Here is a 25,874-nt window from a genome sequence, read left to right as displayed (position 1 = left end):
GCGCGTGCAGAACCGCCGTAGGTTTTAGCCAGAACGGTAGTGATTGCTGCAGTCAGGGTAGTTTTACCGTGGTCAACGTGGCCGATAGTACCAACGTTAACGTGCGGTTTGTTACGTTCAAATTTTTCTTTAGACACGGCTATATTCCTTACTCTTGTGCTCTCCCTTCAAAGAGAGAGCACGGGATCATTGTGTTTAAACCAGTGGCTTATTTGCCACGAGCTTCAATAACGGCCAGGGCCACGTTATTCGGCGCATCATCGTACTTCAGGAATTCCATGGAGTAAGATGCACGGCCTTTGGTCAGTGAACGCAGCTGAGTTGCATAACCGAACATTTCGGAAAGCGGAACTTCAGCATGAATCACAACGCCAGTAGCGTTAGATTCTTGGCCTTTCAGCATACCACGACGGCGGCTAAGGTCACCGATGACGTCACCAGTGTTCTCTTCCGGAGTCTCTACTTCAACCTTCATGATCGGCTCAAGCAGGACTGGTTTCGCTTTCTTAAAGCCATCTTTAAAGGCAATAGAAGCGGCCAGTTTAAACGCCAGCTCGGAGGAGTCAACGTCATGGTAAGAACCGAAGTGCAGACGCACGCCCAGATCGACTACCGGGTAACCGGCCAGTGGACCAGACTTCAGCTGTTCCTGGATGCCTTTGTCAATCGCGCCGATGAATTCACCAGGAATTACACCACCTTTGATTTCGTTGACAAACTCATACCCTTTCGGATTTGTGCCAGGTTCTAATGGGTACATGTCGATCACAACGTGACCATACTGACCGCGACCACCAGACTGCTTAGCGTGTTTACCTTCAACATCGGTAACTTTAGCGCGGATAGCTTCACGGTATGCAACCTGCGGCTTACCGACGTTAGCTTCAACGTTAAATTCACGACGCATACGGTCAACCAGGATATCCAGGTGAAGTTCACCCATACCTGCGATGATTGTCTGGCCAGACTCTTCATCAGTCCAAACGCGGAATGATGGGTCTTCTTTTGCCAGACGGCCCAGAGCCAGACCCATTTTTTCCTGGTCAGCTTTGGTTTTTGGTTCTACCGCAACGGAGATTACCGGCTCAGGGAATTCCATGCGTTCCAGGATAATCACGTTATCCGGATCACACAGGGTATCACCTGTAGTCACGTCTTTCAGACCGATCGCAGCAGCGATATCGCCCGCACGAACTTCTTTGATTTCTTCACGCTTGTTAGCGTGCATCTGAACGATACGACCCAGACGTTCACGCTGAGATTTCACTGGGTTAAATACAGTGTCACCTGAATTGACGAGACCGGAATAAACACGGAAGAACGTCAAGTTACCCACGAATGGGTCAGTAGCGATTTTGAACGCCAGAGCAGAGAACGGCTCTGAATCGTCAGAATGGCGAACTGCCGGAGTGTCTTTACCGTCGTCCAACAGGCCGTTGATAGCTTCAACGTCAGTTGGTGCTGGCAGATACTCAACAACAGCATCCAGCATTGCCTGTACGCCTTTGTTTTTAAACGCAGAACCACAGGTAACCAGGATTATTTCGTTGTTCAGAACGCGCTTACGCAGAGAAGTTTTGATCTCTTCTTCAGTCAGCTCTTCGCCACCAAAGAATTTCTCCATCAGCTCATCAGAGCCTTCAGCAGCGGCTTCAACCAGTTTCTGACGCCATTCTTCAGCCAGTTCTTGCATGTTGGCAGGGATTTCTTCGTATTCGAAGGTAACGCCCTGATCAGCTTCGTTCCAGTTGATAGCTTTCATCTTCACCAGGTCAACAACACCGGTGAATTTCTCTTCCGCGCCGATTGCCAGTTGCAGTGGCACCGGAGTTGCGCCCAGACGTTTTTCAATCTGGTCAACAACTTTCAGGAAGTTAGCACCCATACGGTCCATTTTGTTAACGAACGCGATACGAGGAACTTTATATTTGTTTGCCTGACGCCATACGGTCTCAGACTGTGGCTGAACACCGCCAACAGCACAGTAAACCATTACCGCGCCATCAAGAACACGCATGGAACGTTCTACTTCGATGGTGAAGTCAACGTGCCCTGGGGTGTCAATGATGTTGATGTGGTGTGGTTCGAACTGCTTAGCCATACCAGACCAGAAACAGGTGGTGGCAGCAGACGTGATGGTAATACCACGTTCCTGTTCCTGTTCCATCCAGTCCATGGTGGCTGCGCCATCATGAACTTCACCGATTTTGTGGTTTACACCGGTGTAGAACAGAACACGTTCGGTAGTGGTTGTCTTACCGGCGTCGATGTGAGCACTGATACCAATGTTACGGTAGCGCTCAATGGGTGTTTTACGAGCCATTTGATTCCTCTATAACTAGGACGTTCAAGTTCAGTTAACCCAAGCGGGTTGGCTTCTTGAAGCGCCCGCTTGGTTAGCATAACTACTGCGAAGTGATTACCAGCGGTAGTGGGCGAACGCCTTGTTGGCTTCAGCCATACGGTGAACGTCTTCACGTTTCTTAACTGCAGTACCTTTGTTCTCTGCAGCATCAGAAAGTTCGTTCGCCAGGCGGAGAGCCATGGATTTATCACCGCGTTTACGAGCAGCTTCAACGATCCAACGCATTGCCAGAGCATTACGACGAACCGGACGGACTTCAACTGGAACCTGATAAGTAGAACCACCTACGCGGCGGGACTTAACTTCGACAGTCGGACGAACGTTGTCCAGTGCGACTTCGAAAGCTTCCAGGTGGCCTTTACCGCTACGTTGAGCCAGGGTCTCAAGAGCAGTGTAGACGATTGCTTCTGCAGTAGATTTTTTACCATCTACCATCAGAATGTTGACGAATTTTGCCAGCAGTTCGGATCCGAACTTAGGATCTGGCAGGATTTTACGTTGACCAATGACGCGACGACGTGGCATGGAAATACTCCGTTGTTAATTCAGGATTGTCCAAAACTCTAAGAGTTTATTTTGACAGTAAAGTGAAAATGTTTGGCCTTACTTAACGGAGAACCATTAAGACTTCGGCTTTTTAACGCCGTATTTAGAACGAGATTGCTTACGATCCTTAACGCCTGAACAGTCCAGTGCGCCACGGACGGTGTGATAACGCACACCTGGCAAGTCTTTTACACGACCGCCACGGATCAGGATCACGGAGTGTTCCTGCAGGTTGTGACCTTCACCGCCGATGTAGGAGGTAACTTCAAAACCGTTAGTCAAACGCACACGGCAGACTTTACGCAGTGCGGAGTTTGGTTTTTTAGGAGTGGTGGTATATACACGAGTACATACGCCACGTTTCTGCGGGCAAGCTTCCAGCGCTGGAACGTTGCTTTTAGCAACCTTCGTAGAGCGTGGTTTGCGTACCAGCTGATTAATTGTTGCCATTAAAAAGCTCCTGGATTTTGGTTCATAAACTACTTTGTAAACGCGTGATAAATCGCCCCATAAAAAGCATTAGCTAATATGGGGACGCAGAATTTTAGGGCTGACCTAAGAGGGTGTCAAGAAATATACAGCACATCGTTGTTTCACCATGCTGTTTGCTGGGTATGTTTCTCAGTCAGCGCGACGAAACCAGTATAGTCGATCAATGTGATTCTGTGTGAAATTTGACCAACCAGACCACGAGCCGCCAAATCTTCGCTTAAAACATAAATGGACTGCACATGCTGACTCATCAGGTTGCATGCCTCACTGCCATCAAGTGCAGCCAGCACGCCATCCTGCATCAGCAGAAGCGCATCGTCCTGGGCGATCATGTGAATAAGCAATGAAAAATCACAATGTTGCGGGGAATTGGCAAGAGTAAAAAGCATGGAGTTTCCTGATTTAAAACGTCATTACCACATCATATTCGGCCAGTCGCTGGCGAATTTCAGTCACGGGCAACGGCTCAACATCCAGAACCCATTCATGGCCAGCCGACAGGCCCCGTGTCTTTAATGACTCTTCACAAACGAAACACTGATCGACATCGTAAAGAGATAACACGCCGAACGTGGCAATATAATTACGCGCCAAAATTTTTTCCGGCTGCTGCGCTGGCATTAACTGGAAAACACCATCAGCTATGAAAAATACACCAATATCTTCGGTCAGCGCTGACGTTGCCAGCAACGCATCCAGCCCTTCCCGTCCTGCAGACGTACCGTGCGGACCCTGGGTGAATACAAACGCGATCTTCTTCATTATTGCTCCCTGCATTCACACATCAGAACTGCACCAGACGATCACAGGTCAACGAAGCTTCAGCCAGACTGCCCAGTCCGGTCAGGGTAAAACCCGGCTGCAAGTTAGTCTGCCCGTGCCCCTGATTATGGGCTTCTGTTTCATCTATCACACCGCGGCGTAATGCGGCAGCTACGCACACATTGAGTGCCACCTGGTAATCTGCCGCCATGCGCTGCCAGGATCGGACTAAATCGAATTCATCGGATGCCGGCGCGGAAAGCAAATTACCATTGAGCACACCTTCACGATAAAAAAACACGCTGTCGAGATGATGACCGCTGGCGATCAGCGCCAGTGCAAACTGATACGCGGCACTGGCTTGCTGAGTGCCGTATGCAGGGCCGGTGACCAGCAGGCAGTAACGCAGTTTCAACGTTCGTTCCCCACCAGATCACCGCTTTTAAACTGGCGGATATACAGGTAGACCGTGTGCTTAGAAATGTTGAGGCGATCCGCAACCTGATTAATCGCGTCTTTGATATCAAAAATACCCTTTTCATAAAGATTCAGAACCACCTGACGGTTCTTCGCATTGTTAGATACGTTGCGGTCAGCGTTGACTTCTTCAATGGTGAATTCCAGCGTCTGAGCCACCAGATCATCTACGGATGACGCGAAGTTCACGGACGATGCCACTTCCTGCGTCTCAGGCGGCATAAAGGTCTGAATGATTTGCGAGAAAGGTACGTCAAGATTCATGTTGATGCACAGCAAGCCAATCACGCGTTGCTCACGGTTGCGAATAGCGATGGTGACTGACTTCATCAGCACACCACTTTTCGCGCGGGTGAAATAAGCTTTGGACACATTACTGTCCGCACCGGTCATGTCATGCAACATACGCAGCGCTAAATCCGTAATTGGCGAGCCGATTTTACGACCAGTATGCTCACCATTAGCAATACGGACCGCTGAACATTTCAGGTCTTCCAGTGAATGCAGAACAATTTCGCAATGCTCACCGATCAGCATCGCAAGCCCGTCCACCACGGCCTCGTATGAAGACAAAATCTCATGATCGACCTGGCTGAACGGACGTTGGTCCAGCAAATCCAGTTCACCGGTTTCGCCAGTTATAAGCGAATTAGACATCGAAGCTACCACCCTCTCTATCGCGCCTTCCAACGGGAGTCAGGACGCATTATTCATCATTCCACGGTCGTTACTGTATCAAAGACACAGAAAAAACGGCCTTACGATTATATGGATCTGTGACGTTATGCCGGGGAAACAAAAGCGTCAAGTTATCATCATAGAGTAACCTCAATAAAATGAAGGACGGGCGGCAAGAAAAGTGAGAGGCGAAAAAAAACCGCCGCATTTAGCGACGGTTTTCTGCAACAGCTCAGCAGCAACTTAGTTTGCTTTTGGTGCTGCTTCAGCAGGTTTTTCAGCTGCTTTCGGGTCAGCCTTAGGTGCCGCTTTCACATCCAGCAGTTCAACATCGAACACCAGAGTGGAGTTAGCCGGGATCCCCGGAACGCCAGTTTTACCGTAGGCCAGTGCCGGTGGGATGACCAGCTTGATTTTGCCGCCTTTCTTGATGTGTTTCAGGCCTTCAGTCCAGCCAGGAATTACACCGTCAAGACGGAAGGACAGCGGCTCACCGCGGGTATAAGAATTATCAAACTCTGTACCGTCGGTCAGGGTACCTTTGTAGTTAACGACAACGGTATCGCTGTCTTTAGGCGCTGCGCCGGCACCTGGTTTTTCAACCTGATACAACAGACCTGACTCAGTTTTCTTCACGCCTTTTTCTTTGGTGAAATCAGCACGGAATTTGTCGCCTTTGTCAGCGTTAGCTTTCGCGTCCTGCTCCATCTTAGCCTGTGCTGATGCTTTCACACGGCCTTCGAAGGTTTGCAGAGTCTGCTCGATTTCCTGATCAGACAGTTTGCTTTTGTTCGCGAACGCGTCCTGAACACCGGCGATCAACTGGTCTTTATCCAGTTTGATGCCCAGCTTTTCTTGCTCTTTCAGGGAGTTGTCCATGTAGCGACCCAGCGATGCACCCAGAGCATACGCAGCCTGCTCATCATCACTTTTGAATTTGGCCGTATCTGTTGCTGCCGGAGCAGTTGCAGCAGGGGCAGCGGCTGGCGCAGTTGCAGCAGCGGCCGGTGCTGTGGCTTCAGCAGCCATAACCTGAGTGGCATTCAGGGCGATAGCCATGGTGGTTGCCAGCAGAGTTACTTTAAACAGTGATTTCATCCATTTCTCCAGGACCAGAAATCTGTGACCTCTGGTAATAATTACGAAAGTTCGGCGGTTACTATAACTGTCCGTCTCACGACAAAACAATCTCTATACACGCCATTAGCGTCTTATTCCGACCTTTTTTACATCAATAAGTTTCGTCACACGATCGGGATATACGGATAAAGCGTCAGGGAGGTCAGGTAATCCTGCGGCTTTACGGGTAGAATCGCCGGTCTACAATACAGGATGAGGTTCAGGTCAGTGCACAACATGATCAACACGAGCCATACAGTGAGGTAATGATGATGAACTCAAATACCATTGAACAACGTCTGGAGATGCTGGAAAACAAACTGGCTTTTCAGGAAATTACCATTGAAGAGCTGAACATGATTGTCACACAGCATCAGTTGGAAATGAGCAGACTGCACGATCACCTGCGCCTGCTGACAGACAAACTGCGTGCCAGCCAGCCATCAATGATTGCCGATCAGTCGGAAGAAACGCCGCCACCGCATTATTGATACGGATTGCGACGCAACAAAAAGGCGCCCTTGCGGCGCCTTTCGTTTATATCACTGTTATATCACTGTGCGGGCGATTAATGACAACCGCAGCCGCCGTTACCGCCGCAACCGCCTTTTTTGCCGTGATCATGACCGTGGTCGTGATCATGGTCGTGGCCGTGACCACCGCAGCAACCGTCACCGTGTTCATGGTCGTGACCATGATCGTGGCCGTGTTCGCCATGAACGTGGCCATGAGCCAGTTCTTCTTCGGTCGCTTCACGGATTGCCACCACTTCAACGTGGAAGTTCAGGTTCTGGCCAGCCAGCATGTGGTTGCCATCAACCACAACGTGGTCGCCATCAACTTCAGTGATTTCGACAGGAACCGGGCCCTGATCGGTATCAGCCAGGAAACGCATACCGACTTCCAGCTCATCAACACCCATGAACACGTCTTTAGGCACGCGCTGAACCAGGTTGTCGTCGTAGTTGCCGTAAGCATCGTTCGCGCCAACATGTACGTCAAATACGTCACCAATTGCATGACCATCAAGTGCAGTTTCCAGACCGGAGATCAGGGAACCATGGCCGTGCAGGTAATCCAACGGTGCGCTCACCGGAGATTCATCAACCAACACACCGTCTTCTGTACGTACCTGATATGCCACGCTGACGACCAGGTCTTTTGCTACTTTCATGATAACTCCTACCGTTGGAAACTCAATTTTTTGTCTGCGGGCGTTGCATAACGCACGCAACTTCGCTTAAGGCTAATTCAGTGACGGCCACTTTTCGATGAGATCATCCTGAAAAGCGCGATCGGATAAATTTGGCGAAGAGTGTAGCGGAAATCCGCGTCTCTGTACTACCAGCATAAAAAAACACGAGCCATAACGCTACTTCGGATCGAAAATACCAATCACCTGCTCTTCCGGGCGAAGCTTCTTGCTGACCTGCGCGTCAGTCTGACGCTGATGGTGTCCGCACTTTACACACTCCACCACTTCAACCTGATCTTCCTGCCATAAAGCCAGTGTATCCATCGCCTTACATTTCGGACACACCGCACCAGCGATGAACCGTTTACGGGTTGTAGCCATGTTACTTCTCCTGAAATTTCCGATATTGCGTCCGGTCAGTTTTCGATCAACCACCGAAATTATTTTTCTGCTACCGGGCTATTCGTCATCGTCCCAGCCATCAAGCTGGCGACGTTCGTTATGCATTTCACTCTGAAAGATGTCTTCCAGCTCTCGCCGGGCCTCTTTCACGCGGGAAATCTGCGCAACGTCGCCGCGGTTTTGCGGCACCAGTTCACGCAACATCCGCATGTCGAGCCGACGAAAATGTTGCTGCGCGCGATACGCACTGTGCGGATGCATGCCCAGCGTCACGAGTGCTTTCTTCCCAAGCTCCAGCGCACTAGAAAACGTCTCGCGGGAAAAATTCACTACGCCGGCCTGCAAAAGCTCATGCGCTTCCACACGGCCACGGGCACGCGCCAGAATATTCAGATGGGGAAAATGCTGCTGGCATAAATGCACGATAGCCATCGTATCTTCCGGCTCATTGGAGGTAATAACGATCGACTTTGCCTTTTCCGCGCCGGACGCCCTGAGTAACTCCAGTTCGGTTGCATCGCCGTAATAGACTTTGTAGCCGTAAGTCCGCATCAACCCGACGGCGCTGATATCACGCTCCAGCACCGTAATGCGCATTTTGTTCGCCATCAGCAAACGTCCGATCACCTGCCCGAAGCGCCCGAACCCGACAATAATCACCTGCGGTTCGTCATCCTGAACAAAATGCTTTTCGTCGCTTTCTTCGCCGTCGTTGTAGCGTCGCACCAAAATCCGGTCAACCCACTGCATCAGCAGCGGCGTGGTCATCATTGATAACGTCACCACCACCAGCAACAGCGAAAGCTGCGACGAAGAAATCACTTTCTGCGCGCCCGCCGCCGAGAACAGCACGAAAGCAAATTCACCGCCCTGACTGAGCACGGCGGAAAATTGCAGCCGGACCGAAGTACGCAAGCCAAATACACGGGACAGCCCGTACAACAAGGCACCTTTGACAGTCACCAGAACAATCACGCCCGCCAGCACCAGCAAAATATGGGTATAAAGCACACCCAGATTCAGCGCCATGCCGACAGAAATAAAGAACAGCCCGAGCAGTAAACCCTTAAATGGCTCGATAGCGATTTCCAGTTCGTGCTGATATTCACTTTCAGCCAGTAAAATCCCGGCGATGAACGTCCCGAGTGCCATCGAAAAGCCCAGCGTATCCATAAACAGCGCCGAGCCGAGCACCACCAGCAACGCGGCGGCGGTAAACACTTCACGCACGCCGGAGGCCACAATCAGCCGGAAAATCGGCCGCAGCAGATAGCGTCCGCCAATCAACATCCCGCCAAAGGCCAGCACTTTCAGGCCGATCATTTCCCAGTTATTGCTGCCTTCGGAGCCCCCCGCCAGAATCGGGATCAGCGCCAGTGCCGGGATCACCGCGATATCCTGGAACAGCAGCACGGCAAAACCCAACTGGCCGCCTTCGTTACGCGTCATGCCTTTATCGCGCATCAGTTGCAGTGCCATCGCCGTGGATGACATCGCCAGCCCGATACCGCCAATCACCGCCGCCTGCCAGGAAAACTTCGTGAGATACAACAAACCGCCAAGCACCAGCGCGGTCAGGATCACCTGCCCGGCACCGACGCCAAAGATTTGCCGCCGCAGCGCCCACAACTTACCGGGATTCAGTTCCAGCCCGATGATAAACATCAGGAAAACCACGCCCAGTTCGGAGAAGTGCAGGATCTCATCCACGTCACGGATAAAACCTAAGCCCCACGGGCCGATGGCAATCCCCGCCAGCAAATAGCCGAGTACCGCGCCGATACCTAAACGTTGCGCCAGAGGCACGGCGACCACCGCAGCGAATAAAAACAGCAGGATTGCCGTAGGAATACTTGAAACGTCCATCAGACGATCCCCCCATGCGGCAACGGGGATTGCAGCCATTCGCCGTACGCTTCGGCATGGCTCTGCAACACATCAGGTTTCTGACGTCGCGCCCAGTAAATAACGATTGGCGTCATCCAGTGCATATGGCACATCGCCGACGTCAGCTCGAACGGACGCATAATATCGGACATCGGATAACGGTTATAACCGCCCGCACGGTAAGCGCCTTCCGGCTCGCCGGTGGTAACGACCGAACGCCAGTATTTGCCGTTAAGCGCATTCCCGCCAGCACCGCTGGCAAACCCCCGGGCCAGCACGCGATCCATCCATTCCTTTAATAAAGCCGGGCAACTATAGGTATAAAGAGGATGCTGGAAGACAATCACTTTGTGTTCACGCAGCAGTTGTTGTTCGCGGTGGATATCAATAAAAAAATCAGGATAGTGGGCGTACAAATCATGCACGGTGACATGCTCAAGTTGCTGTGCCTGCTGTAACAAAACGCGGTTGGCGACTGAATCGGGTGATTCCGGGTGGGCGTACAGCAGCAAAACCTTTGGTGGCTGCGACATCAATACCTCCAAAGCGTCGTCAGGGTGCGGTTTTTCCGTTACCATGCTTCGCAAAGACAAAATGGGACGCGATACGTCTTGTTTAAATCATTATCATGACAATTTAACATACTCTCAACACGGCGCTTTATGATTGTTTTCTCCTCCTTACAAATCCGACGCGGCACTAACGTGCTGCTGGACAACGCGTCTGCGACCATCAATCCCGGCCAGAAAGTCGGGCTGGTGGGCAAAAATGGCTGCGGTAAATCCACCCTGATTTCGCTGCTTAAAGGTGAAATGAGCGCCGATGCAGGCAACCTGACGTTTCCGTCCAACTGGGCGCTGGCCTGGGTCAATCAGGAAACACCCGCTCTGGACCAGCCTGCGATAGAGTATGTTATCGACGGTGACCGCGAATTTCGCCAACTGGAAGCGCAATTGCAGCACGCTAACGAGCGTGATGACGGCCACGCTATCGCCACGCTGCACGGTAAACTCGACGCCATCAACGCCTGGACCATTCCGGCGCGCGCGGCGAGCCTGCTCAGCGGATTGGGCTTTACTCAGAATCAGTTGCAGCAGCCAGTCAAATCGTTCTCCGGCGGGTGGCGCATGCGTCTCAACCTTGCGCAGGCGCTGATTTGCCGTTCTGATTTACTGCTGCTCGATGAACCGACTAACCACCTGGATCTCGACGCCGTCATCTGGCTGGAGAAATGGCTGAAAAGCTACACCGGCACGCTGGTGCTGATTTCCCATGACCGGGACTTTCTCGATCCGATCATCGATAAAATACTGCATATCGAACAGCAGACGCTGAACGAATACACCGGTAACTACTCGTCTTTCGAACGCCAGCGTGCGACCAAACTGTCGCAACAGCAGGCATTGTTTGAAAGTCAGCAGGAGAAAGTGGCGCATCTGCAAAGTTATATTGACCGTTTCCGTGCGCAGGCGACCAAAGCCAAGCAGGCGCAAAGCCGTATTAAAATGCTGGAACGCATGGAGCTGATAGCCCCGGCGCACGTCGACAATCCTTTTCATTTTAGCTTCCGCTCGCCGGAAAGTTTGCCCGATCCGCTGTTGCGGATGGAAAAAGTCAGCGCCGGTTATGGCGACACCACGATTCTGGAGTCGATCAAACTGAATCTGGTGCCGGGTTCACGTATCGGCTTACTGGGCCGTAACGGGGCCGGGAAGTCCACGCTGATCAAACTGCTGGCTGGCACCATGCCGCCGCTTCACGGTGACATTGGTCTGGCGAAAGGCGTCAAACTCGGTTACTTCGCGCAGCATCAGCTGGAGTTCCTGCGCGCAGAAGATTCGCCGCTGCAACATCTGGTGCGCCTGGCGAACAAAGAAACCGAACAGCAGTTGCGCGATTATCTCGGTGGATTTGGTTTCCACGGCGATAAAGTGACGGATCCTACCGGGCGATTCTCCGGCGGTGAAAAAGCGCGTCTGGTGCTGGCACTGATTGTCTGGCAGCGCCCTAACCTGCTGTTGCTCGATGAACCGACCAACCACCTGGATCTCGATATGCGTCAGGCGCTGACCGAAGCGCTGATCGACTTCGAGGGCGCGATGGTTGTCGTGTCGCATGACCGCCACTTACTGCGCTCCACCACTGACGATTTGTATCTGGTACACGGCGGCAAAGTGGAACAGTTCGACGGCGATCTGGAAGATTATCAGCAATGGCTGGTGGACATTCAGCGTCAGGAAAGCCAGCAGGACGCACCGGCCAAAGACGGCGGCGTTAACAGCGCGCAGTCGCGTAAAGACCAGAAACGTCGCGAAGCCGATTTCCGCAATCAGACCCAGCCGCTGCGTAAGCAAATCACCAAACTTGAAGCGCAGATGGAAAAATTAAGTACAGAACTGGCGACCATTGAAGAGCGTCTGGCTGATTCCGCGATTTACGACAACAGCCGTAAAGCCGATCTCACCGAATGTCTGCAACAGCAGACCAAAGTGAAAGGCGCGCTGGAAGAGACCGAAATGACCTGGCTCGATGCACAGGAACAACTGGAAGACATGTCGAAGGCCTTTGATCTCGACTAGAAGATCGTTCGGTAAGAAATGAGAAAGGCGCCACGACGGCGCCTTTCTTTTGTCTGCAAATCAGTGCCAGATCAGCAATACGCAGGCGGCGGTCAGGATCCCCATCGCGATATTAAAGGTATACCACGCACGCCTGCTGCGCAGCAGGCGGCCAATTACGGTACCGAAGCCAAGCCAGATGATCCCGGACACCAGATTGACCAGGAACATCCCGAGGCTGATACCAGCAATAGAGTGGTTATAGGCGGCACCGGCCAGACTGAAGCTCGCGACCGCGCCCAGCCCCATCAGCCACGCTTTCGGGTTGAGGAATTGCAGCAACCAGCCCTGATACAAGCGGATCGGCCTGGGTGGCGGTGCGCCGGTTTCCAGTTTTTCATAGGCAGATGTCGCAATCTTCCACGCCAGCCACAGCAGATACAGGCTACCGGCAATTTTGAGGAACAGATGTAACGCAGGATAAATCGTGATGAGCCCGCCGACCCCAAACGCCACCAGCAGCAAAATACTTTGCATGCCAAGCATAATGCCGACCATCAGCCAGAGTGAGCGGAAGAACCCGAAGTTAGCGCCAGACGTGGTTAACAACATATTGTTCGGGCCAGGGGTGATAGCGGCGACCCATAAAAATCCAAGCATCGAGAAAAATAAACCAGGTTCCATTTAATTTGGGTTCTCCGACCCGAAAGATGTGCGATAGCATTGAAGCTAACAGCGTGATATTGATCGCACAAGAGTCTCTTAAGAGAAATTTATTCATCTTATGTTTGAATCCTTTCGCCCCCTGCGCGGAGCCAGTAATCCTCACATCCAGACGCTGTTACCGCGGCTGGTTCGGCGGCACGCAAAACTCAAACCTCACTGGCAAAGGCTGGATACGCCGGACGGGGATTTTCTGGATTTAGCCTGGACTGAAGACCCGGAACAGGCGCGACATAAACCGCGCATGATCCTGTTTCACGGACTGGAAGGCAGTTTCTTCAGCCCTTATGCCCACGGTCTATTGCAGGCCTGGAAAGACAAAGGCTGGCTCGGCGTCGTCATGCATTTTCGCGGATGCAGCGGTGAACCCAATAAACTGCTGCGTATTTACCATTCCGGTGAAACCGAAGACGCCCGTTTTTTCATTCGCTGGCTCAATGAAACTTATGGCGAAGTCCCGACCGGCGCGGTGGGCGTGTCGCTCGGCGGCAATATGCTGGCCTGTTATCTCGGGCAGGAAGGGGAAACGTGTACGCTGAGCGCCGCCGTGGTGGTCTCCGCGCCGCTGATGCTGGAACCTTGCGCTTACCGGCTGGAACAAGGTTCATCACGGATTTATCAGCGCTATCTGCTCGATCAGCTCAAAGGCAATGCCTCGCGCAAACTGGCGAAATATCCGGGCACATTGCCCGTCACGCTGGAGCAGCTAAAAGCCATGCGTTACCTTCGTGAATTCGACGACGCCATCACCTCAAAAGCACACGGATTTACCGACGCGCTGGATTATTACCGCCGGTGCAGCGGCCTGCCGTTACTGGCGCAGATCAGAACGCCGTTGCTGATTATCCACGCCAAAGACGACCCGTTTATGACGCCGGAGGTCATCCCGAAAGCAGAAGATTTACCGGATTGCGTGGAATATCAGTTAACAGAACATGGCGGACATGTCGGGTTTGTTTCCGGCAGCTTACGTCATCCGCAGATGTGGCTGGAGCAACGCATTCCGGCCTGGATCGCCCCGTATTTAGAAAATAAGACTAAGGAAACAACAGAGTGATTATTCCCTGGCAGGAACTGGACGCTGAACTGCTCACCAGCGTGGTGGAATCCTTCGTATTGCGCGAAGGCACCGATTACGGCGAGCAGGAACGATCGCTGGAACAAAAAGTCGATGACGTGAAACGTCAGCTGAAAAGTGGCGAGGTTGTGCTGGTCTGGTCAGAACTGCATGAAACGCTGAACATTATGCCGCGTGGTCAGTTCCGCGCCGGGCAGGAAGAAACCCCGCAGGACTGGTAACTCACGGCTCCGTCGATGCGGAGCCGTTTTCTTACGCCGTTGCCGAAATACAGGTTCCGGCGTCTCCCGCCAGCACCGCCTCGATCTGATCCAGCGCGCCGATATAGGCCGGATAGCCGCTGTAATTCACAAACGCGCTGACCGCCGCGACTTTGGGGCCCATCGAACCGTCGTTTTGCGCAAAAGGCGCGAGCTGCGCGGGCGTCGCACGACGGATCGCCCGTTGCTGCGGCGTGCCCCAGTGTTCATACACCGCATCGGCATCGGTCAGGATCACCAGCTTTTGCGCCTTCAGTTGACGCGCCAGCAGCGCTGCCGACAAATCCTTGTCGATTACCGCCTGCGCGCCGTTGCCATCTTCAAACACCGGAATACCGCCACCGCCATTACAAATCACCACGTGCCCGCGCGCCAGCAATTGCTGAATAGCGTCGATATCCACAATCCGCTTAGGCACGGGTGACGCCACCACGCGGCGCAAATAAGCCCCGTCGGCTTTCATTTTCCAGCCATGCAGATTTTCCAGTTCCTGCTGAGATCCCGGCGGGTACACCGGCCCGATAAATTTTTCGGGAGAGGCAAACGCCGGATCGCGGCTGTCGACTTCAATGCGCGTCAGCACGGTGGACACCTCTGGCATGCCCGTCTGCTGCCCGAGCATTTGCGCCAGCATAAACCCGATCATGCCCTGTGTTTCTGCGACCAGAATATCCAGCGGATAGGCGGGCACCTCCGTATACGCCTGATTTTGTAATGACAACAATCCGACCTGGGGTCCGTTGCCGTGAACAATCGCCAGACGGTAGCGCGTCGCCAGCCGCGCCAGCGCATCGGCCACCGTCGCAATATTGCGATACTGATTTTCAGCCGACAGGCATTCGCCACGTTGTAAAAGCGCATTACCGCCCAGTGCGACCACTAAAGTTTCCATGTTTCCTCCTTAAAGAAAGTGTTCCCTGAAAAGCGTCAATGCCAGCCAGACGCCAAGCAGCGTATCGGCACCCGACGTGTGCCCCAGCGCCAGAACCTGCTCTGCGCGCCGGGCACGAATCAGATGCAGCAATGGGGTGGAAAATTGTCTTCTCACCGCATGATGCAGATAGGCGCAACTGACCGATGACGTGAGCGTGCGCAGGTCCGGTGTATGATCAAAAAAGTCACCGACCGGCAACCCGTGCACCGCACACACCAGCAACATGCCGGTCAGCGTGTCGTCGTGGCTCGGTGTCAGCCCCGCGCCTTTGCCCACTACGTTCTGCCAGTCAACGCGATGCCCCTGCAACTGCCGCAATAACTGATGCTGAATATGCGCCAGTTCTCCGCCGGGCGGTTCAAGGACAACCTGACGAAGCTCACCGAACAGCCCCGTAAGCTGCGGGCATCCGGTCAGAAAACCGTGCACATAGTCGTAAAGCGGCCGCGCGCCTTGTGTTACGTGCAAATCCAGCCTGCGCGCGGGCGGGTTTTCAGCACCCGCCCGCATCACATCGCCCAACGTCAGACGACTGAGTAGCCCTTCAAAATCCCGCGCCCGCAACAGCCATCCCATCGGGCTCAACCCTTTGCCGTATCGATGCAGTGTCAGCCATTCGCCCCGCTCATTGCTCAGGTTGATGGCGCGGGAAAACAAACCAACAACCTGCCAGTCACCGGGACATACCGGTGCGTGAGCGCTGACCGCCAGCGGTGCGGGAATATTCATACCTGAGGATGCACCCCGAGGTGTTCCGCCAGAGCCTCCAGCGCCTGTTCGAAGCAGGCCAGCGGCGCACGTACCGTGCCGGCACCAATCTGACCAATCCCCGGTTCGCGGTGAGCAATGCCGGTGTTAATCAGCGGCGTGATGCCGGTTTCCACCACACGCCGCACATCCAGTCCAAGGCAGGCGCCCTGAAAATCCCAGCCGGGAATTTGCAGCATCATGTTGCGTTCGAGGAAGATTTCCGCCATCTCTTCAGACACGGTGATGGCGGCATCCATCCCGCCCGCGCCGACAAAACGGGTCACACCCGGCGCGGCAATCATCGCTGCGCCGCCGACGCCAAAGGTTTCCGTGATGGCGCTGTCACCCATATCCGGGTTGGCATCCTCCTGGCTGTAGCCGCTGAAGAACAATCCCTGCGGCATATTCACCGGTGCGGTAAACCAGCGATCGCCGAGGCCGCTGACGCGGATACCAAACTCTTTGCCGTTGCGGGTCATGGCGGTGACGATACTGCCTTTGCCGATGGCCGCACCGGCATCCATCGCCGCTTTGCAGTAAGCCATCGCCAGATTGAGGAAGAACTGATCGGTCGTACTCAGAAAATGCAAAACGTCAGTCAGCGTGGTTTTATCCAGATTGCCTGCCGCCAGTTGCGGTGCCAGCGTACGCATCAGTAACGCCGAAGTGGCGATATTGCGCTGATGGAATTCATCGCCCATCGTAATGCCCTGCGCCATCATCGCCGTTAAATCGATACCGCGCTCGAGACGATGCAACGCGCCACTCAGTGCCGGTGCCAGCACGTCGCGCATCCAGCGCAAACGCATCTGAACATCCGGGCCATAGGCACCGAAACGCATCACCTTGCCGATACCTTCGTTCATGTTGCAGAAAGCACGGTTGCCGTCAGTGAGATTGCCGATCACCAGCACCGGCATGTTCGCCGACGTGATACCGCCCATCGGCCCGACCGCACTGACGTGATGACAAGGCACAAACCGGATTTCGCCACTATTCAGCAATTGCAACGCACGTTGTTCATCCTGCGCCCAGCCTTCAAACAGACAGGCGCCGATGCAGGCACCGCGCACCGGGCCGGTCATGTCTTCCCAGCAGACAGGCGGGCCTGCATGCAGCAGGGTTTTTCCCTGATTCAGCACCGGGATCACCTGACGGGCGGGCTGAACATCAAGCCAGTGCGGGCGCGCCTGACGAATGCGTTCGATAACGGCGGTATTGGCCTGTTCGAGGGTATTTTTCATAAGATGTCTCGTTATCCGAAGAGGGGAAGCGGCTCAGCCCAGTTGTTTTAACAAGCTGGCCAGCCGGAGATTGCCACCCGCAACGGGCGACCATGGGTAGTGCACGACCGGCACCGAAGCCGATTGCAAATCCAGCGCAAAACTGCGCAGTCCGGCGTTGATCACCGCGACCTGCGACAACAGCGGGCAAGTTGATGCCGCAGGTGTCACGGCAGTTTGGGTACATAAGGTGTGTGCCAGCAGCGTGGCTTCCGGCAGGGTTTGCACCACCAAAATGCCCGCCTCGCGCAATAGGGCGATTTGCTGCGAACGGCACTGCGGATCCTGCTCACTGCCCGTCACCATGGCGATCACCACCAGCGGCGCATGTCGGGCGCGCTGCGTCATCAGTTGCCTGACAGCCGTTGCCACCGAACCGGCCGGATCGCGCTGCGCACCATAACCAATGACCACATCCAGCAGCAGCACGCCGGTTTCAGATTTACCGGCCAGCCCGAGAATCAGCTGTTCCCGCGAGGTCGGGTCAATCATCGGATGCGGTTTGCCAACGGTGTAGAAATCGTCGCCCAAATCAATGATGCGGTGTCCGTTGTGGTCAAGCATGGTGCCGTGCCGATGGACATGATCGGCTTCCACGTCCAGCAGACCGGCCAGCACCATTGCGGCCTCGGCGGCCAGCGTGCCACCGGTAAACAATCCGGCGATTTTTTTACCCGTGACATCAGGCTGCGATGCGGCAACCTGAACCACCCGCGCCAGCAGGCAGGCGATGCGTGCCGCTTCATCGAGGGTCGATGCCAGCCAGACATTGCCGTCACGCGCCTGGCTGACCGGCGCACCGAGAAACAGCGCCACCACTGGCTTACGAATAGCTTTCATCGCCGCCATCACTTTCAGGCGAACGGCGTCTGCCGGGGGTTTGGAGACAAAGGCCAGCACCTGACTTTGCGGATCCTCCGCCAGCATCTTCAGCGACGTCAGCGCACTGATGCCGCCGACCTGCGCGGAAAGATCGCGTCCTCCGAGGCCGATAGCCTGCGAAATGCCCTGTCCGTTCAGCGCAATTTGCGACGTCAGTTCCTGAATGCCGGTACCGGATGCGCCGGTCACGCCAATCACGCCTTGCGGCAACACATTGGCAAACGCCAGCGGTGCACCGGCAATAATGGCGGTGCCGCAATCCGGCCCCATCACCAGCAGCCCTTTCTCACAGGCTTTTTGTTTAAGCGCGATTTCGTCTTCCAGCGTGACGTTATCAGAGAAAATCATCACGTTGCGGCCACTGTCGAGCGCCTGATGCGCCAGCCCGGCGGCATACTCGCCCGCAATGGAAATCAGCATCAGATTAGCGTCAGGAAGGCGTTGTTCCGCGCTGGAAAAACGGCGCGCTACCGGCAGAGATCGCCCGCCGCGTTGCCCGGCTGACATGGCTTTTAAGGCGTCTTCAAGCTGTGCGGTAATCGCAGCAATAATGCCTGCTTCGCGACTTTCGCTACGCACCGCCACGCAGATATCATTCGGCGTCGCCTGTTCAAAACAGGCATGCCAGAAACCGGTGGCTTCTAATAACGCTTTATTGGCGGGTGTCCCCATCATCACCGATACATCGTCAACGTCCGGTGATTCACTGAGCTGGCGGGAAATAATCATCAGGCTGACGGAATCCTGAAAACTTCCTTTTTTAATACAGGCGTGGATCATCTGCTTCCCTTATATTTTCAGACGGTGAGACGCAGGCTACGCAGAAATAAAACCTCGCAAGGTGAACTGGCTCACACTTGATTTATTGTCAGGTTTAATTAAATAACCACGCTGATTTACATGTGAAAAAATTAAATAATGAATAACGATTAAATAAAAAATTAATAAGAAAAAATGCGCATTAGCAAATTGATTTTCGCTATCCCTGATTAGTTATTCAGATCACATTCTCACGCGGGATATCCCGTATTTTCTTCGCTATTCAACGCCTCATTCGCTGCAAATAAGGAACGCCAGATGAAGGTCAGTCGCGAAGAATTACACCAGCTTATTGCCCGCAAACTCACCACCGCCGGTTTAACGCCGGAACATGCCGCCGTGGTGGCCGACGTGCTCTCTTATGCTGATGCCAGAGGCATCCATTCTCACGGCGCGGTGCGGGTTGAATATTATGCCGAACGTATTGCCAGAGGCGGCACCAACACCTCTCCGGCGTTGCAGTGGGAAGAAACCGGGCCGTGCAGCGGCATTCTGCATGCCGATAACGGACCTGGCCATGTCGCAGCAAACCTGGCGATGGAACATGCCATCGACATGGCAAAAACCAAAGGCGTCGCCGTGGTGGGAATCCGTCAGATGGGGCATTGCGGCGCGCTGTCTTATTTCGTTCACCGCGCGGCCAAAGCCGGTCTGATCGCGGTTTCCGTTTGCCAGTCTGACCCGATGGTGGTGCCGTTTGGTTCCGCCGACATCTATTACGGCACCAACCCGATTGCCTTTGCCGCACCCGGCGAAGGGGAGCAAATCATCACCTTTGACATGGCGACCACCGTGCAGGCGTGGGGGAAAATCCTTGATGCCCGGGCGCGCAATGAAAAAATCCCTGACACCTGGGCGGTAGATGGCGCAGGCAATCCCACCACCGATCCTTATGCCGTCGAAGCGCTTCTGCCGATGTCCGGCCCGAAAGGCTACGGTCTGATGATGATGGTCGATGTGTTGTCCGGTATTTTGCTCGGCCTGCCGTTCGGGCGCTCCGTCAGCTCGATGTATGAAGACCTCACCGCCGGTCGTGACCTCGGCCAGTTGCACATTGTGATTAATCCGGCGTTCTTTACCTCTTCTCAGATATTCAGAAAAAATATCAGCCAGATGCTGGCCGAATTAGTGGCACTTCGTCCGGCGCCGGGTTTTGAAAAAGTGCTGTATCCGGGCCAGAACCTGGATATTTATGAAGAGCATACGAAAGACAATGGAATAGAACTGATAGATGATATTTATCGTTATTTAATTTCCGATGAGCTTTATACCCACACTTATCAAACACAATCTCCTTTCGCACATTAATTATTTATTTAAAGGTGAATATGCTATGTCGCCCTTTTATCAGCACGTAGAAAGTCAGCTCGACTGGTTATCGGTATTTGGCGCAGATCCGGCTGGCGGTATTTCCCGCCTGCTTTATTCCCCCGAATGGCTGGAAACGCAAAATCAGTTAAAACAGCGGATGACGCAGAATGGGTTTGCCACCCGTTTCGACGCCGTCGGCAATTTATATGGCCGCATCGAAGGCAGTGACCGCAAAGACGAGGTCATTCTCTCCGGCTCGCATATCGATACGGTGGTCAGCGGTGGCCATCTCGACGGACAGTTCGGTGTGCTCGCCGCCTTTATCGCCATGCGCTATCTGAAAGACACCTTTGGCACGCCGCGCCGCACGCTGGAAGTGGTGTCGCTGGCCGAAGAAGAAGGCAGCCGTTTTCCCTATGTTTTCTGGGGCAGTAAAAACATCGTCGGACAGGCCGATCCTGCCGATGTGCGCAACATCACCGATGCGCAGGGCGTGAAATTTACCGATGCGATGCAGCAATGCGGTTTCACGCTGCCCGGTTCTCCGTTGCCCGCCCGCCGCGACATCAAAGCCTTTGTCGAACTGCATATCGAGCAGGGCAGCGTGCTCGAACGCAATCAGCAGCAACTTGGCGTGGTGCATGCGATTGTCGGTCAGCGCCGCTATACCGTGACCCTGACCGGCACCGCCAATCACGCGGGCACTACGCCGATGAGTTACCGCAAAGATACCCTTCAGGCATTCAGTCAGATTTGCGTGACGGCTACCGAAAGCGCCGAAGCGCACGGCGATCCGCTGGTGCTGACCTTCGGCAAAGTGGTGCCGGTGCCGGGTACCGTTAATGTCGTGCCGGGTAAAACCGTGTTCAGCATTGATTGCCGCCACACCGATCAGCAGGCGCTGCTGGCGTTTACCACAGAACTGGACGCCACCATGCGGCGGATTTGCCAGGAACGCGGCATCGGCATCGACATTGATTTATGGATGGATGAAGCGCCGGTGCCCATGGACAAACAACTGGTGGCGCAACTCGACGCCCTGTGCCGTGAACAAAACAGCCGTTACCGCGTGATGCACAGCGGCGCCGGGCACGACGCGCAGATTTTCGCCGCCTGCGTACCGACCTGCCTGCTGTTCGTTCCCAGCATTGCGGGTATCAGCCACAACCCGGCAGAAAACACCGCTGTTGCCGATCTGGCCGCGGGCGTGGAAATGCTGGCGAAAATGCTGCATCAACTGGCTTATTAATCTGTCTTAAAGGGAGTTTACAATGGGTTATATCAACCAAAACACAGGCTATATCAATGATTTACTTTCTAACCGTTCCATCATCAAACGCGGGAATTATGCGCTGATTGAACCCGACGGTCTGGTCAAAAATACCCTGCCCGGTTTTGAGCGCTGTGAAATCACCATTCTGGCGACGCCGAAACTGGGCGCGACCTTTGTGGATTATCTGGTCAACATGCTGGAAGGGGGGAAAAACCTGGTGGGCTTCGGCGGCGACGCGCATATCGAAACCTTCGTCTACGTGATCGACGGTAACATCACTGCGAATGCCGAAGGTCAGGATTACCGGCTGGAAAGCGGCGGATATCTTTACTGCCCGCCGGGCGTGAGCATGACGCTGGTGAATGCCAACGGCGGCCAGAACAGCCGCTTATTCCTCTATAAAAAACGCTATACGCCAGTCAGTGGTTTCCAGCCGCATGTGGTGAGCAACAACGTGCATCAGCTGGAAAAAATCCACTACGAAGGCATGTCGGATGTGATTGTGCAGGATTTACTCCCTGCGGATCTGGGGTTCGATATGAACATTCATATTCTGACGTTTGCGCCAGGTGCCTGCCACGGCTATGTGGAGACGCACGTGCAGGAGCATGGTGCGCTGATCCTCAGCGGTGAAGGCATGTATAACCTGGATAACCACTGGATCCCGGTGAAGAAAAACGACTATATCTTTATGGGTGCGTACTGCCCGCAGGCCTGTTATGCCGTGGGGCGCGATGAGCCGCTGAGCTATATCTATTCGAAAGACTGTAACCGCGACGTCGAACTTTAACGGTTCGTGAATGTAATAAGAAAACCGCCATCGCTGGCGGTTTTTGTGTTTTGAGAAACCGATAACGTCAGGAAGAGGCCTTCATGCCCAGCCGGTAAACACGGGCAAGATTTTGCGCAGCGTAGCGCAGGTTTTCCTCCCCCTGCTCCAGCACCGTTTCCAGTGGCGCGAGGCGTGGGAGAATACTGAATACGGCATCCAGCCCGTGCTGATGCACGACTTCCACTCCTTCGCCCAGAATGCCCGCCAGCCCGATCACCGGCACATGGTGGCGTTGTGCCAGCCGCGCCACACCGACCGGTGCTTTGCCGTTAATGGTCTGCTGATCCAGCCGCCCTTCGCCGGTGATCACCAGCGTAGCACCTTGCATCGCCTCATCCAGCCCGATGGCATCCATAATAATGTCGATACCGGAACGCATGTTGCCACGCAGGAACAACCGAGCCGCCACACCCATTCCGCCCGCTGCGCCACCGCCTGGCCACTCAAGCACGTTAACCCCGAGATGGCGGAAAATAACCGCCGCCAGATGGGCCAGCGCCGCGTCCAGAACCTGAACATCTTGCACCGATGCGCCTTTTTGCGGGCCGAATACTGCCGCCGCACCGCACGGACCGGTCAGCGGATTTTCCACATCGCACGCCACTTCAATCCGGCACTGCGCTAAACGCGGATCCAACTGACTCAGATCAATAGCCGCCAGTTGCGCCAGCGCGGCGCCGCCCCACGGCAGATCAATGCCCTGCGCATCGGTAAAACGGCCGCCGAGCGCCTGTACCATGCCAATGCCGCCATCAACGGTCGCGCTGCCACCAATGCCTAAAATGATATGGCGGATACCGCCGTCCAGTGCATGACGGATTAACTCACCGGTGCCGAAACTGGTGGCCGCGAGCGGGTCACGCTGTCCGGCGGGCACCAGCATCAGACCGCTGGCGGCGGCCATTTCAATCACCGCACAATCACCTTTGCCGTTCACGCCGTAAAAACCACGCACGCGATGTCCCTGCGGGTCTGTCACTTCAATATCAATGCGATGCCCGCCGGTCGCGGCAATCAGCGCATCCACCGTGCCTTCGCCGCCGTCAGCAACCGGCAGACGGACAGCCTCGAGTTCCGGGAACACAGCGCGAAACCCGTCTTCAATCGCCATCGCCGCACATTCCGCACTTAAACTTTCCTTGAATGAATCGGGCGCAATAATAATTTTCATCTTCAATCCTTCGGTAATGGGGACTCAGTGAACCCGGTCCCAGGGCAATAAATTTTCCAGCACAATCGCCAGCATCACGCCGGTCAGCAAACCATTACTCAGCAGCGGACGCAGCCACAGCGGCACCTGCTGCACATATCCGGCAGGCAGCCCCATCAGGAAAATCCCGGCAAACAGCGGGATCGCCAGACGGTAAACATTGCGGCTGCTGAGCCTGATGTGGGGCAGAAATGACAGCGACGAACTGAGCAGAGGCAGATAAGACACCAGCAACACGGCGCTGCTGATGCTCAACGGGATACGGGCGAAAACCGGCTCAAACTCATTCACGCTGTCAATTTCGCCGCCCATGGAAATATTGGTGACGCGTTCCAGCATGATTTCCACCACCACCGGCACCTGATGTTTTTTCATCAGACGTTTAGCTTCTGCAAACGCCGGGGCGATATCTTCCGGCTTGAAGACGCGTATCGCTTTACATCCCAACCCTTCCACCACTTTCACGTGATCGACGCCGTAACCTTTCACGTCTTCAGAGTTGATATTTTCGAACGCCAGTTGGACGCAGTAATCCATATCAAAGGCGCGCTGCGACTGGCGGATCAGGCCAAGATAAGCGTTGTTCACCAGGACGTGGATGTAAGGAATGTTGAACTGCGCACCGACCGCCAGCTCTTCGATCATGAACTGGAAATCGTAATCGCCTGAAATCCCGACCACCTGACGTTCCGGCGCAGCAATGCAGACGCCGAGTGCCGCAGGAATGGTCCAGCCCAGCGGGCCCGCCTGGCCGCAGTTGATCCAGTGGCGCGGCTCAAACACGTGCAGCATCTGCGCCGCCGCAATTTGCGACAGGCCGATCGTGGTTACGTAATTCACATTGCGGCCAAAGGCTTTGCTCATTTCTTCATAGACGCGTTGCGGTTTGACCGGCACATCGTTGAAGTGGGTTTTGCGCAGCATGGTGCGTTTGCGTTCTTCACATTCCTGGATCCAGCTTTCGCGGCACGGCAGTTTGCCGGCTTTTCTCTGTTCTTCTGCCACTTCAATCAGCAGTTTCAGGGCTTCACCGGCGTCAGACACAATGCCTAAATCAGGACAAAGTACGCGGCCGATTTGTGTCGGTTCGATATCAACGTGGATGATTTTGCGGCCTGCGGTGTATTTCTCTACCGAGCCGGTATGACGGTTGGCAAAACGGTTACCGATGCCAAATACCAGATCCGACGCCAGCAGTGAGGCGTTACCGTAGCGGTGCGCGGTCTGCAATCCGACCATGCCAGCCATCAGGCGGTGATCGTCCGGGATCACGCCCCAGCCCATCAGCGTCGGGATCACCGGCACTTGGGTTATTTCAGCAAAGCGCTGCAACAGCGCGGCGGCATCAGCGTTAATCACACCGCCACCGGCCACAATCAGCGGACGCTCACAGGCGTTGAGCATTTCCATCGCTTTGACGGCCTGAGCGACGGTGGCGGCAGGCTTGTAAGCGGGCAGCGATTCATAAGTTTCCGGATCGAATTCGATTTCGGCGGTCTGCACGTCATACGGCAGATCGACCAGTACCGGACCGGGGCGACCGGAGCGCATCAGATGAAACGCCTGTTGCAGAACACGCGGCACCAGCGCAGGTTCCAGCACGGTCACCGCCATTTTGCTCACCGGCCCGGCAATCGCCTGAATATCCACCGCCTGAAAATCCTCTTTATGCAGACGGGCGCGCGGTGCCTGACCGGTAATACACAGGATCGGAATGGAATCCGCCGAGGCGGAATACAGCGCGGTGATCATGTCGGTACCCGCCGGGCCAGACGTCCCCAGGCAAACGCCGATGTTCCCGGCTTTCGCACGGGTATAACCTTCGGCCATATGCGATGCACCTTCCACATGACGGGCTAACACATGACGGATTTTTCCATGCAGGCGCATGGCGTTATAAAACGGGTTAATCGCTGCGCCCGGTACACCAAACGCGGTGGTGATCCCTTCTTTTTCCAACACATACATTGCTGCCTGTGCAGCTGTCATACGAGCCATAGCTAAATCCTCAGGTAATTCCGCTTTGCATAAAATAACG

The 25,874-nt window shown here is 54.4% G+C and carries 26 protein-coding genes and 1 pseudogene; 7 read left to right on the top strand and 20 right to left on the bottom strand.

Annotation, left to right across the window (positions count from 1 at the left end; genetic code table 11):
• From DXU84_RS18415 to fkpA, 9 genes are all read right to left on the bottom strand, one after another.
• The coding region (locus DXU84_RS18415) for a GTP-binding protein (RefSeq protein WP_228389065.1) at nt 1-137 on the bottom strand (137 nt) is incomplete at its 3' end.
• Between the two features lie 71 nt (nt 138-208).
• Nucleotides 209-2,323 carry an elongation factor G gene (gene fusA, locus DXU84_RS18410; protein WP_013573669.1) on the bottom strand — a complete coding sequence of 705 codons (2,115 nt, stop codon included), beginning with the start codon at nt 2,321-2,323 and terminating at the stop codon, nt 209-211.
• A gap of 96 nt (nt 2,324-2,419) precedes the next feature.
• On the bottom strand, nt 2,420-2,890 hold the full coding sequence (rpsG, locus tag DXU84_RS18405) for a 30S ribosomal protein S7 (RefSeq protein ID WP_005969574.1): 471 nt from the start codon (nt 2,888-2,890) through the stop codon (nt 2,420-2,422).
• 96 nt (nt 2,891-2,986) lie between these two features.
• Nucleotides 2,987-3,361 (bottom strand): 30S ribosomal protein S12, encoded by a 375-nt coding sequence (rpsL, locus tag DXU84_RS18400; protein ID WP_013573668.1) that lies wholly within the window; start codon nt 3,359-3,361, stop codon nt 2,987-2,989.
• 143 nt (nt 3,362-3,504) lie between these two features.
• Nucleotides 3,505-3,792 carry a sulfurtransferase complex subunit TusB gene (tusB, locus tag DXU84_RS18395; RefSeq protein WP_013573667.1) on the bottom strand — a complete coding sequence of 96 codons (288 nt, stop codon included), beginning with the start codon at nt 3,790-3,792 and terminating at the stop codon, nt 3,505-3,507.
• A gap of 13 nt (nt 3,793-3,805) precedes the next feature.
• Nucleotides 3,806-4,165: a sulfurtransferase complex subunit TusC gene (gene tusC / locus DXU84_RS18390; RefSeq protein WP_013573666.1), complete on the bottom strand. Its 360-nt coding sequence runs from the start codon at nt 4,163-4,165 to the stop codon at nt 3,806-3,808.
• A gap of 22 nt (nt 4,166-4,187) precedes the next feature.
• Entirely contained in the window at nt 4,188-4,580 is a 393-nt protein-coding gene (gene tusD / locus DXU84_RS18385; RefSeq protein WP_013573665.1) for a sulfurtransferase complex subunit TusD, read from the bottom strand.
• Nucleotides 4,577-5,299: a transcriptional regulator gene (locus tag DXU84_RS18380; protein WP_013573664.1), complete on the bottom strand. Its 723-nt coding sequence runs from the start codon at nt 5,297-5,299 to the stop codon at nt 4,577-4,579. The genes tusD and DXU84_RS18380 overlap by 4 nt, the downstream gene beginning before the upstream one ends.
• 264 nt (nt 5,300-5,563) lie before the next feature.
• Nucleotides 5,564-6,418 (bottom strand): FKBP-type peptidyl-prolyl cis-trans isomerase, encoded by an 855-nt coding sequence (gene fkpA / locus DXU84_RS18375; RefSeq protein ID WP_013573663.1) that lies wholly within the window; start codon nt 6,416-6,418, stop codon nt 5,564-5,566.
• Nucleotides 6,419-6,711: 293 nt separating this feature from the next.
• Here fkpA and DXU84_RS18370 point away from each other — a divergent pair, with 293 nt between their 5' ends.
• Entirely contained in the window at nt 6,712-6,930 is a 219-nt protein-coding gene (locus tag DXU84_RS18370) for a protein SlyX (RefSeq protein WP_014411533.1), read from the top strand.
• 77 nt (nt 6,931-7,007) lie between these two features.
• Here DXU84_RS18370 and slyD read toward each other — a convergent pair whose 3' ends face one another.
• The 4 genes from slyD to kefG form a co-directional block, all read right to left on the bottom strand.
• Nucleotides 7,008-7,613, bottom strand: a complete 606-nt coding sequence (gene slyD, locus DXU84_RS18365) for a peptidylprolyl isomerase (RefSeq protein ID WP_013573661.1) — start codon at nt 7,611-7,613, stop codon at nt 7,008-7,010.
• Nucleotides 7,614-7,811: 198 nt separating this feature from the next.
• Nucleotides 7,812-8,015: a YheV family putative zinc ribbon protein gene (locus tag DXU84_RS18360; RefSeq protein ID WP_013573660.1), complete on the bottom strand. Its 204-nt coding sequence runs from the start codon at nt 8,013-8,015 to the stop codon at nt 7,812-7,814.
• 78 nt (nt 8,016-8,093) lie between these two features.
• Nucleotides 8,094-9,902 carry a glutathione-regulated potassium-efflux system protein KefB gene (kefB, locus tag DXU84_RS18355; protein ID WP_013573659.1) on the bottom strand — a complete coding sequence of 603 codons (1,809 nt, stop codon included), beginning with the start codon at nt 9,900-9,902 and terminating at the stop codon, nt 8,094-8,096.
• Entirely contained in the window at nt 9,902-10,456 is a 555-nt protein-coding gene (gene kefG / locus DXU84_RS18350; RefSeq protein ID WP_014411531.1) for a glutathione-regulated potassium-efflux system ancillary protein KefG, read from the bottom strand. The genes kefB and kefG overlap by 1 nt, the downstream gene beginning before the upstream one ends.
• A gap of 129 nt (nt 10,457-10,585) precedes the next feature.
• Here kefG and DXU84_RS18345 point away from each other — a divergent pair, with 129 nt between their 5' ends.
• The gene (locus DXU84_RS18345; protein WP_013573657.1) at nt 10,586-12,502 is read left to right on the top strand and encodes an ABC transporter ATP-binding protein; all 1,917 of its coding nucleotides are present in this window, start codon (nt 10,586-10,588) and stop codon (nt 12,500-12,502) included.
• A gap of 60 nt (nt 12,503-12,562) precedes the next feature.
• Here DXU84_RS18345 and DXU84_RS18340 read toward each other — a convergent pair whose 3' ends face one another.
• The gene (locus DXU84_RS18340; protein WP_013573656.1) at nt 12,563-13,165 is read right to left on the bottom strand and encodes a LysE family translocator; all 603 of its coding nucleotides are present in this window, start codon (nt 13,163-13,165) and stop codon (nt 12,563-12,565) included.
• 100 nt (nt 13,166-13,265) lie between these two features.
• On the opposite strand from DXU84_RS18340, the gene DXU84_RS18335 reads away from it, so the two are divergent.
• On the top strand, nt 13,266-14,261 hold the full coding sequence (locus DXU84_RS18335) for a hydrolase (RefSeq protein WP_014411530.1): 996 nt from the start codon (nt 13,266-13,268) through the stop codon (nt 14,259-14,261).
• Nucleotides 14,258-14,503, top strand: a complete 246-nt coding sequence (locus tag DXU84_RS18330) for a YheU family protein (protein WP_013573654.1) — start codon at nt 14,258-14,260, stop codon at nt 14,501-14,503. The genes DXU84_RS18335 and DXU84_RS18330 overlap by 4 nt, the downstream gene beginning before the upstream one ends.
• A 31-nt stretch (nt 14,504-14,534) precedes the next feature.
• Here the strand turns inward: DXU84_RS18330 and DXU84_RS18325 are convergent, their stop codons facing one another.
• Genes DXU84_RS18325 through fdrA form a run of 4 tightly spaced genes read right to left on the bottom strand, consistent with a single transcriptional unit; the run spans nt 14,535 to nt 19,171 of the window.
• Entirely contained in the window at nt 14,535-15,434 is a 900-nt protein-coding gene (locus DXU84_RS18325) for a carbamate kinase (RefSeq protein ID WP_126124594.1), read from the bottom strand.
• A 9-nt stretch (nt 15,435-15,443) separates the two neighbouring features.
• Nucleotides 15,444-16,205 (bottom strand): DUF2877 domain-containing protein, encoded by a 762-nt coding sequence (locus DXU84_RS18320; protein WP_153376457.1) that lies wholly within the window; start codon nt 16,203-16,205, stop codon nt 15,444-15,446.
• Nucleotides 16,202-17,470 carry a DUF1116 domain-containing protein gene (locus DXU84_RS18315; RefSeq protein WP_037033614.1) on the bottom strand — a complete coding sequence of 423 codons (1,269 nt, stop codon included), beginning with the start codon at nt 17,468-17,470 and terminating at the stop codon, nt 16,202-16,204. The genes DXU84_RS18320 and DXU84_RS18315 overlap by 4 nt, the downstream gene beginning before the upstream one ends.
• Before the next feature lie 33 nt (nt 17,471-17,503).
• Nucleotides 17,504-19,171, bottom strand: a complete 1,668-nt coding sequence (fdrA, locus tag DXU84_RS18310; RefSeq protein WP_153376455.1) for an acyl-CoA synthetase FdrA — start codon at nt 19,169-19,171, stop codon at nt 17,504-17,506.
• Nucleotides 19,172-19,468: 297 nt separating this feature from the next.
• Between fdrA and allD the strand changes: the two genes are divergently transcribed.
• From allD to allE, 3 genes are read left to right on the top strand one after another with little or no spacing between them, the layout of a single operon-like run.
• Nucleotides 19,469-20,518: an ureidoglycolate dehydrogenase gene (gene allD / locus DXU84_RS18305; RefSeq protein WP_153376453.1), complete on the top strand. Its 1,050-nt coding sequence runs from the start codon at nt 19,469-19,471 to the stop codon at nt 20,516-20,518.
• Nucleotides 20,519-20,543: 25 nt separating this feature from the next.
• Nucleotides 20,544-21,770 carry an allantoate deiminase gene (gene allC / locus DXU84_RS18300; RefSeq protein ID WP_013573648.1) on the top strand — a complete coding sequence of 409 codons (1,227 nt, stop codon included), beginning with the start codon at nt 20,544-20,546 and terminating at the stop codon, nt 21,768-21,770.
• Nucleotides 21,771-21,792: 22 nt separating this feature from the next.
• Nucleotides 21,793-22,584 (top strand): (S)-ureidoglycine aminohydrolase, encoded by a 792-nt coding sequence (allE, locus tag DXU84_RS18295; RefSeq protein WP_153376451.1) that lies wholly within the window; start codon nt 21,793-21,795, stop codon nt 22,582-22,584.
• A gap of 67 nt (nt 22,585-22,651) precedes the next feature.
• Here the strand turns inward: allE and DXU84_RS18290 are convergent, their stop codons facing one another.
• Nucleotides 22,652-23,797, bottom strand: coding sequence for a glycerate kinase (locus tag DXU84_RS18290; protein WP_153376449.1), 1,146 nt, complete (start codon nt 23,795-23,797; stop codon nt 22,652-22,654).
• Nucleotides 23,798-24,106: 309 nt separating this feature from the next.
• Nucleotides 24,107-25,834: pseudogene (gene gcl / locus DXU84_RS18285) on the bottom strand (glyoxylate carboligase); the annotation flags it as partial.
• Nucleotides 25,835-25,874 lie beyond the last annotated feature (40 nt).

The sequence above is a fragment of the Rahnella sp. RcJ3 genome (genome assembly GCF_009498575.1).
Taxonomy (GTDB): Bacteria; Pseudomonadota; Gammaproteobacteria; order Enterobacterales; family Enterobacteriaceae; genus Rahnella; species Rahnella aceris.
Note: the sequence above shows the minus strand (reverse complement) of the source record. Positions and strands in the feature narration are given on the sequence as shown.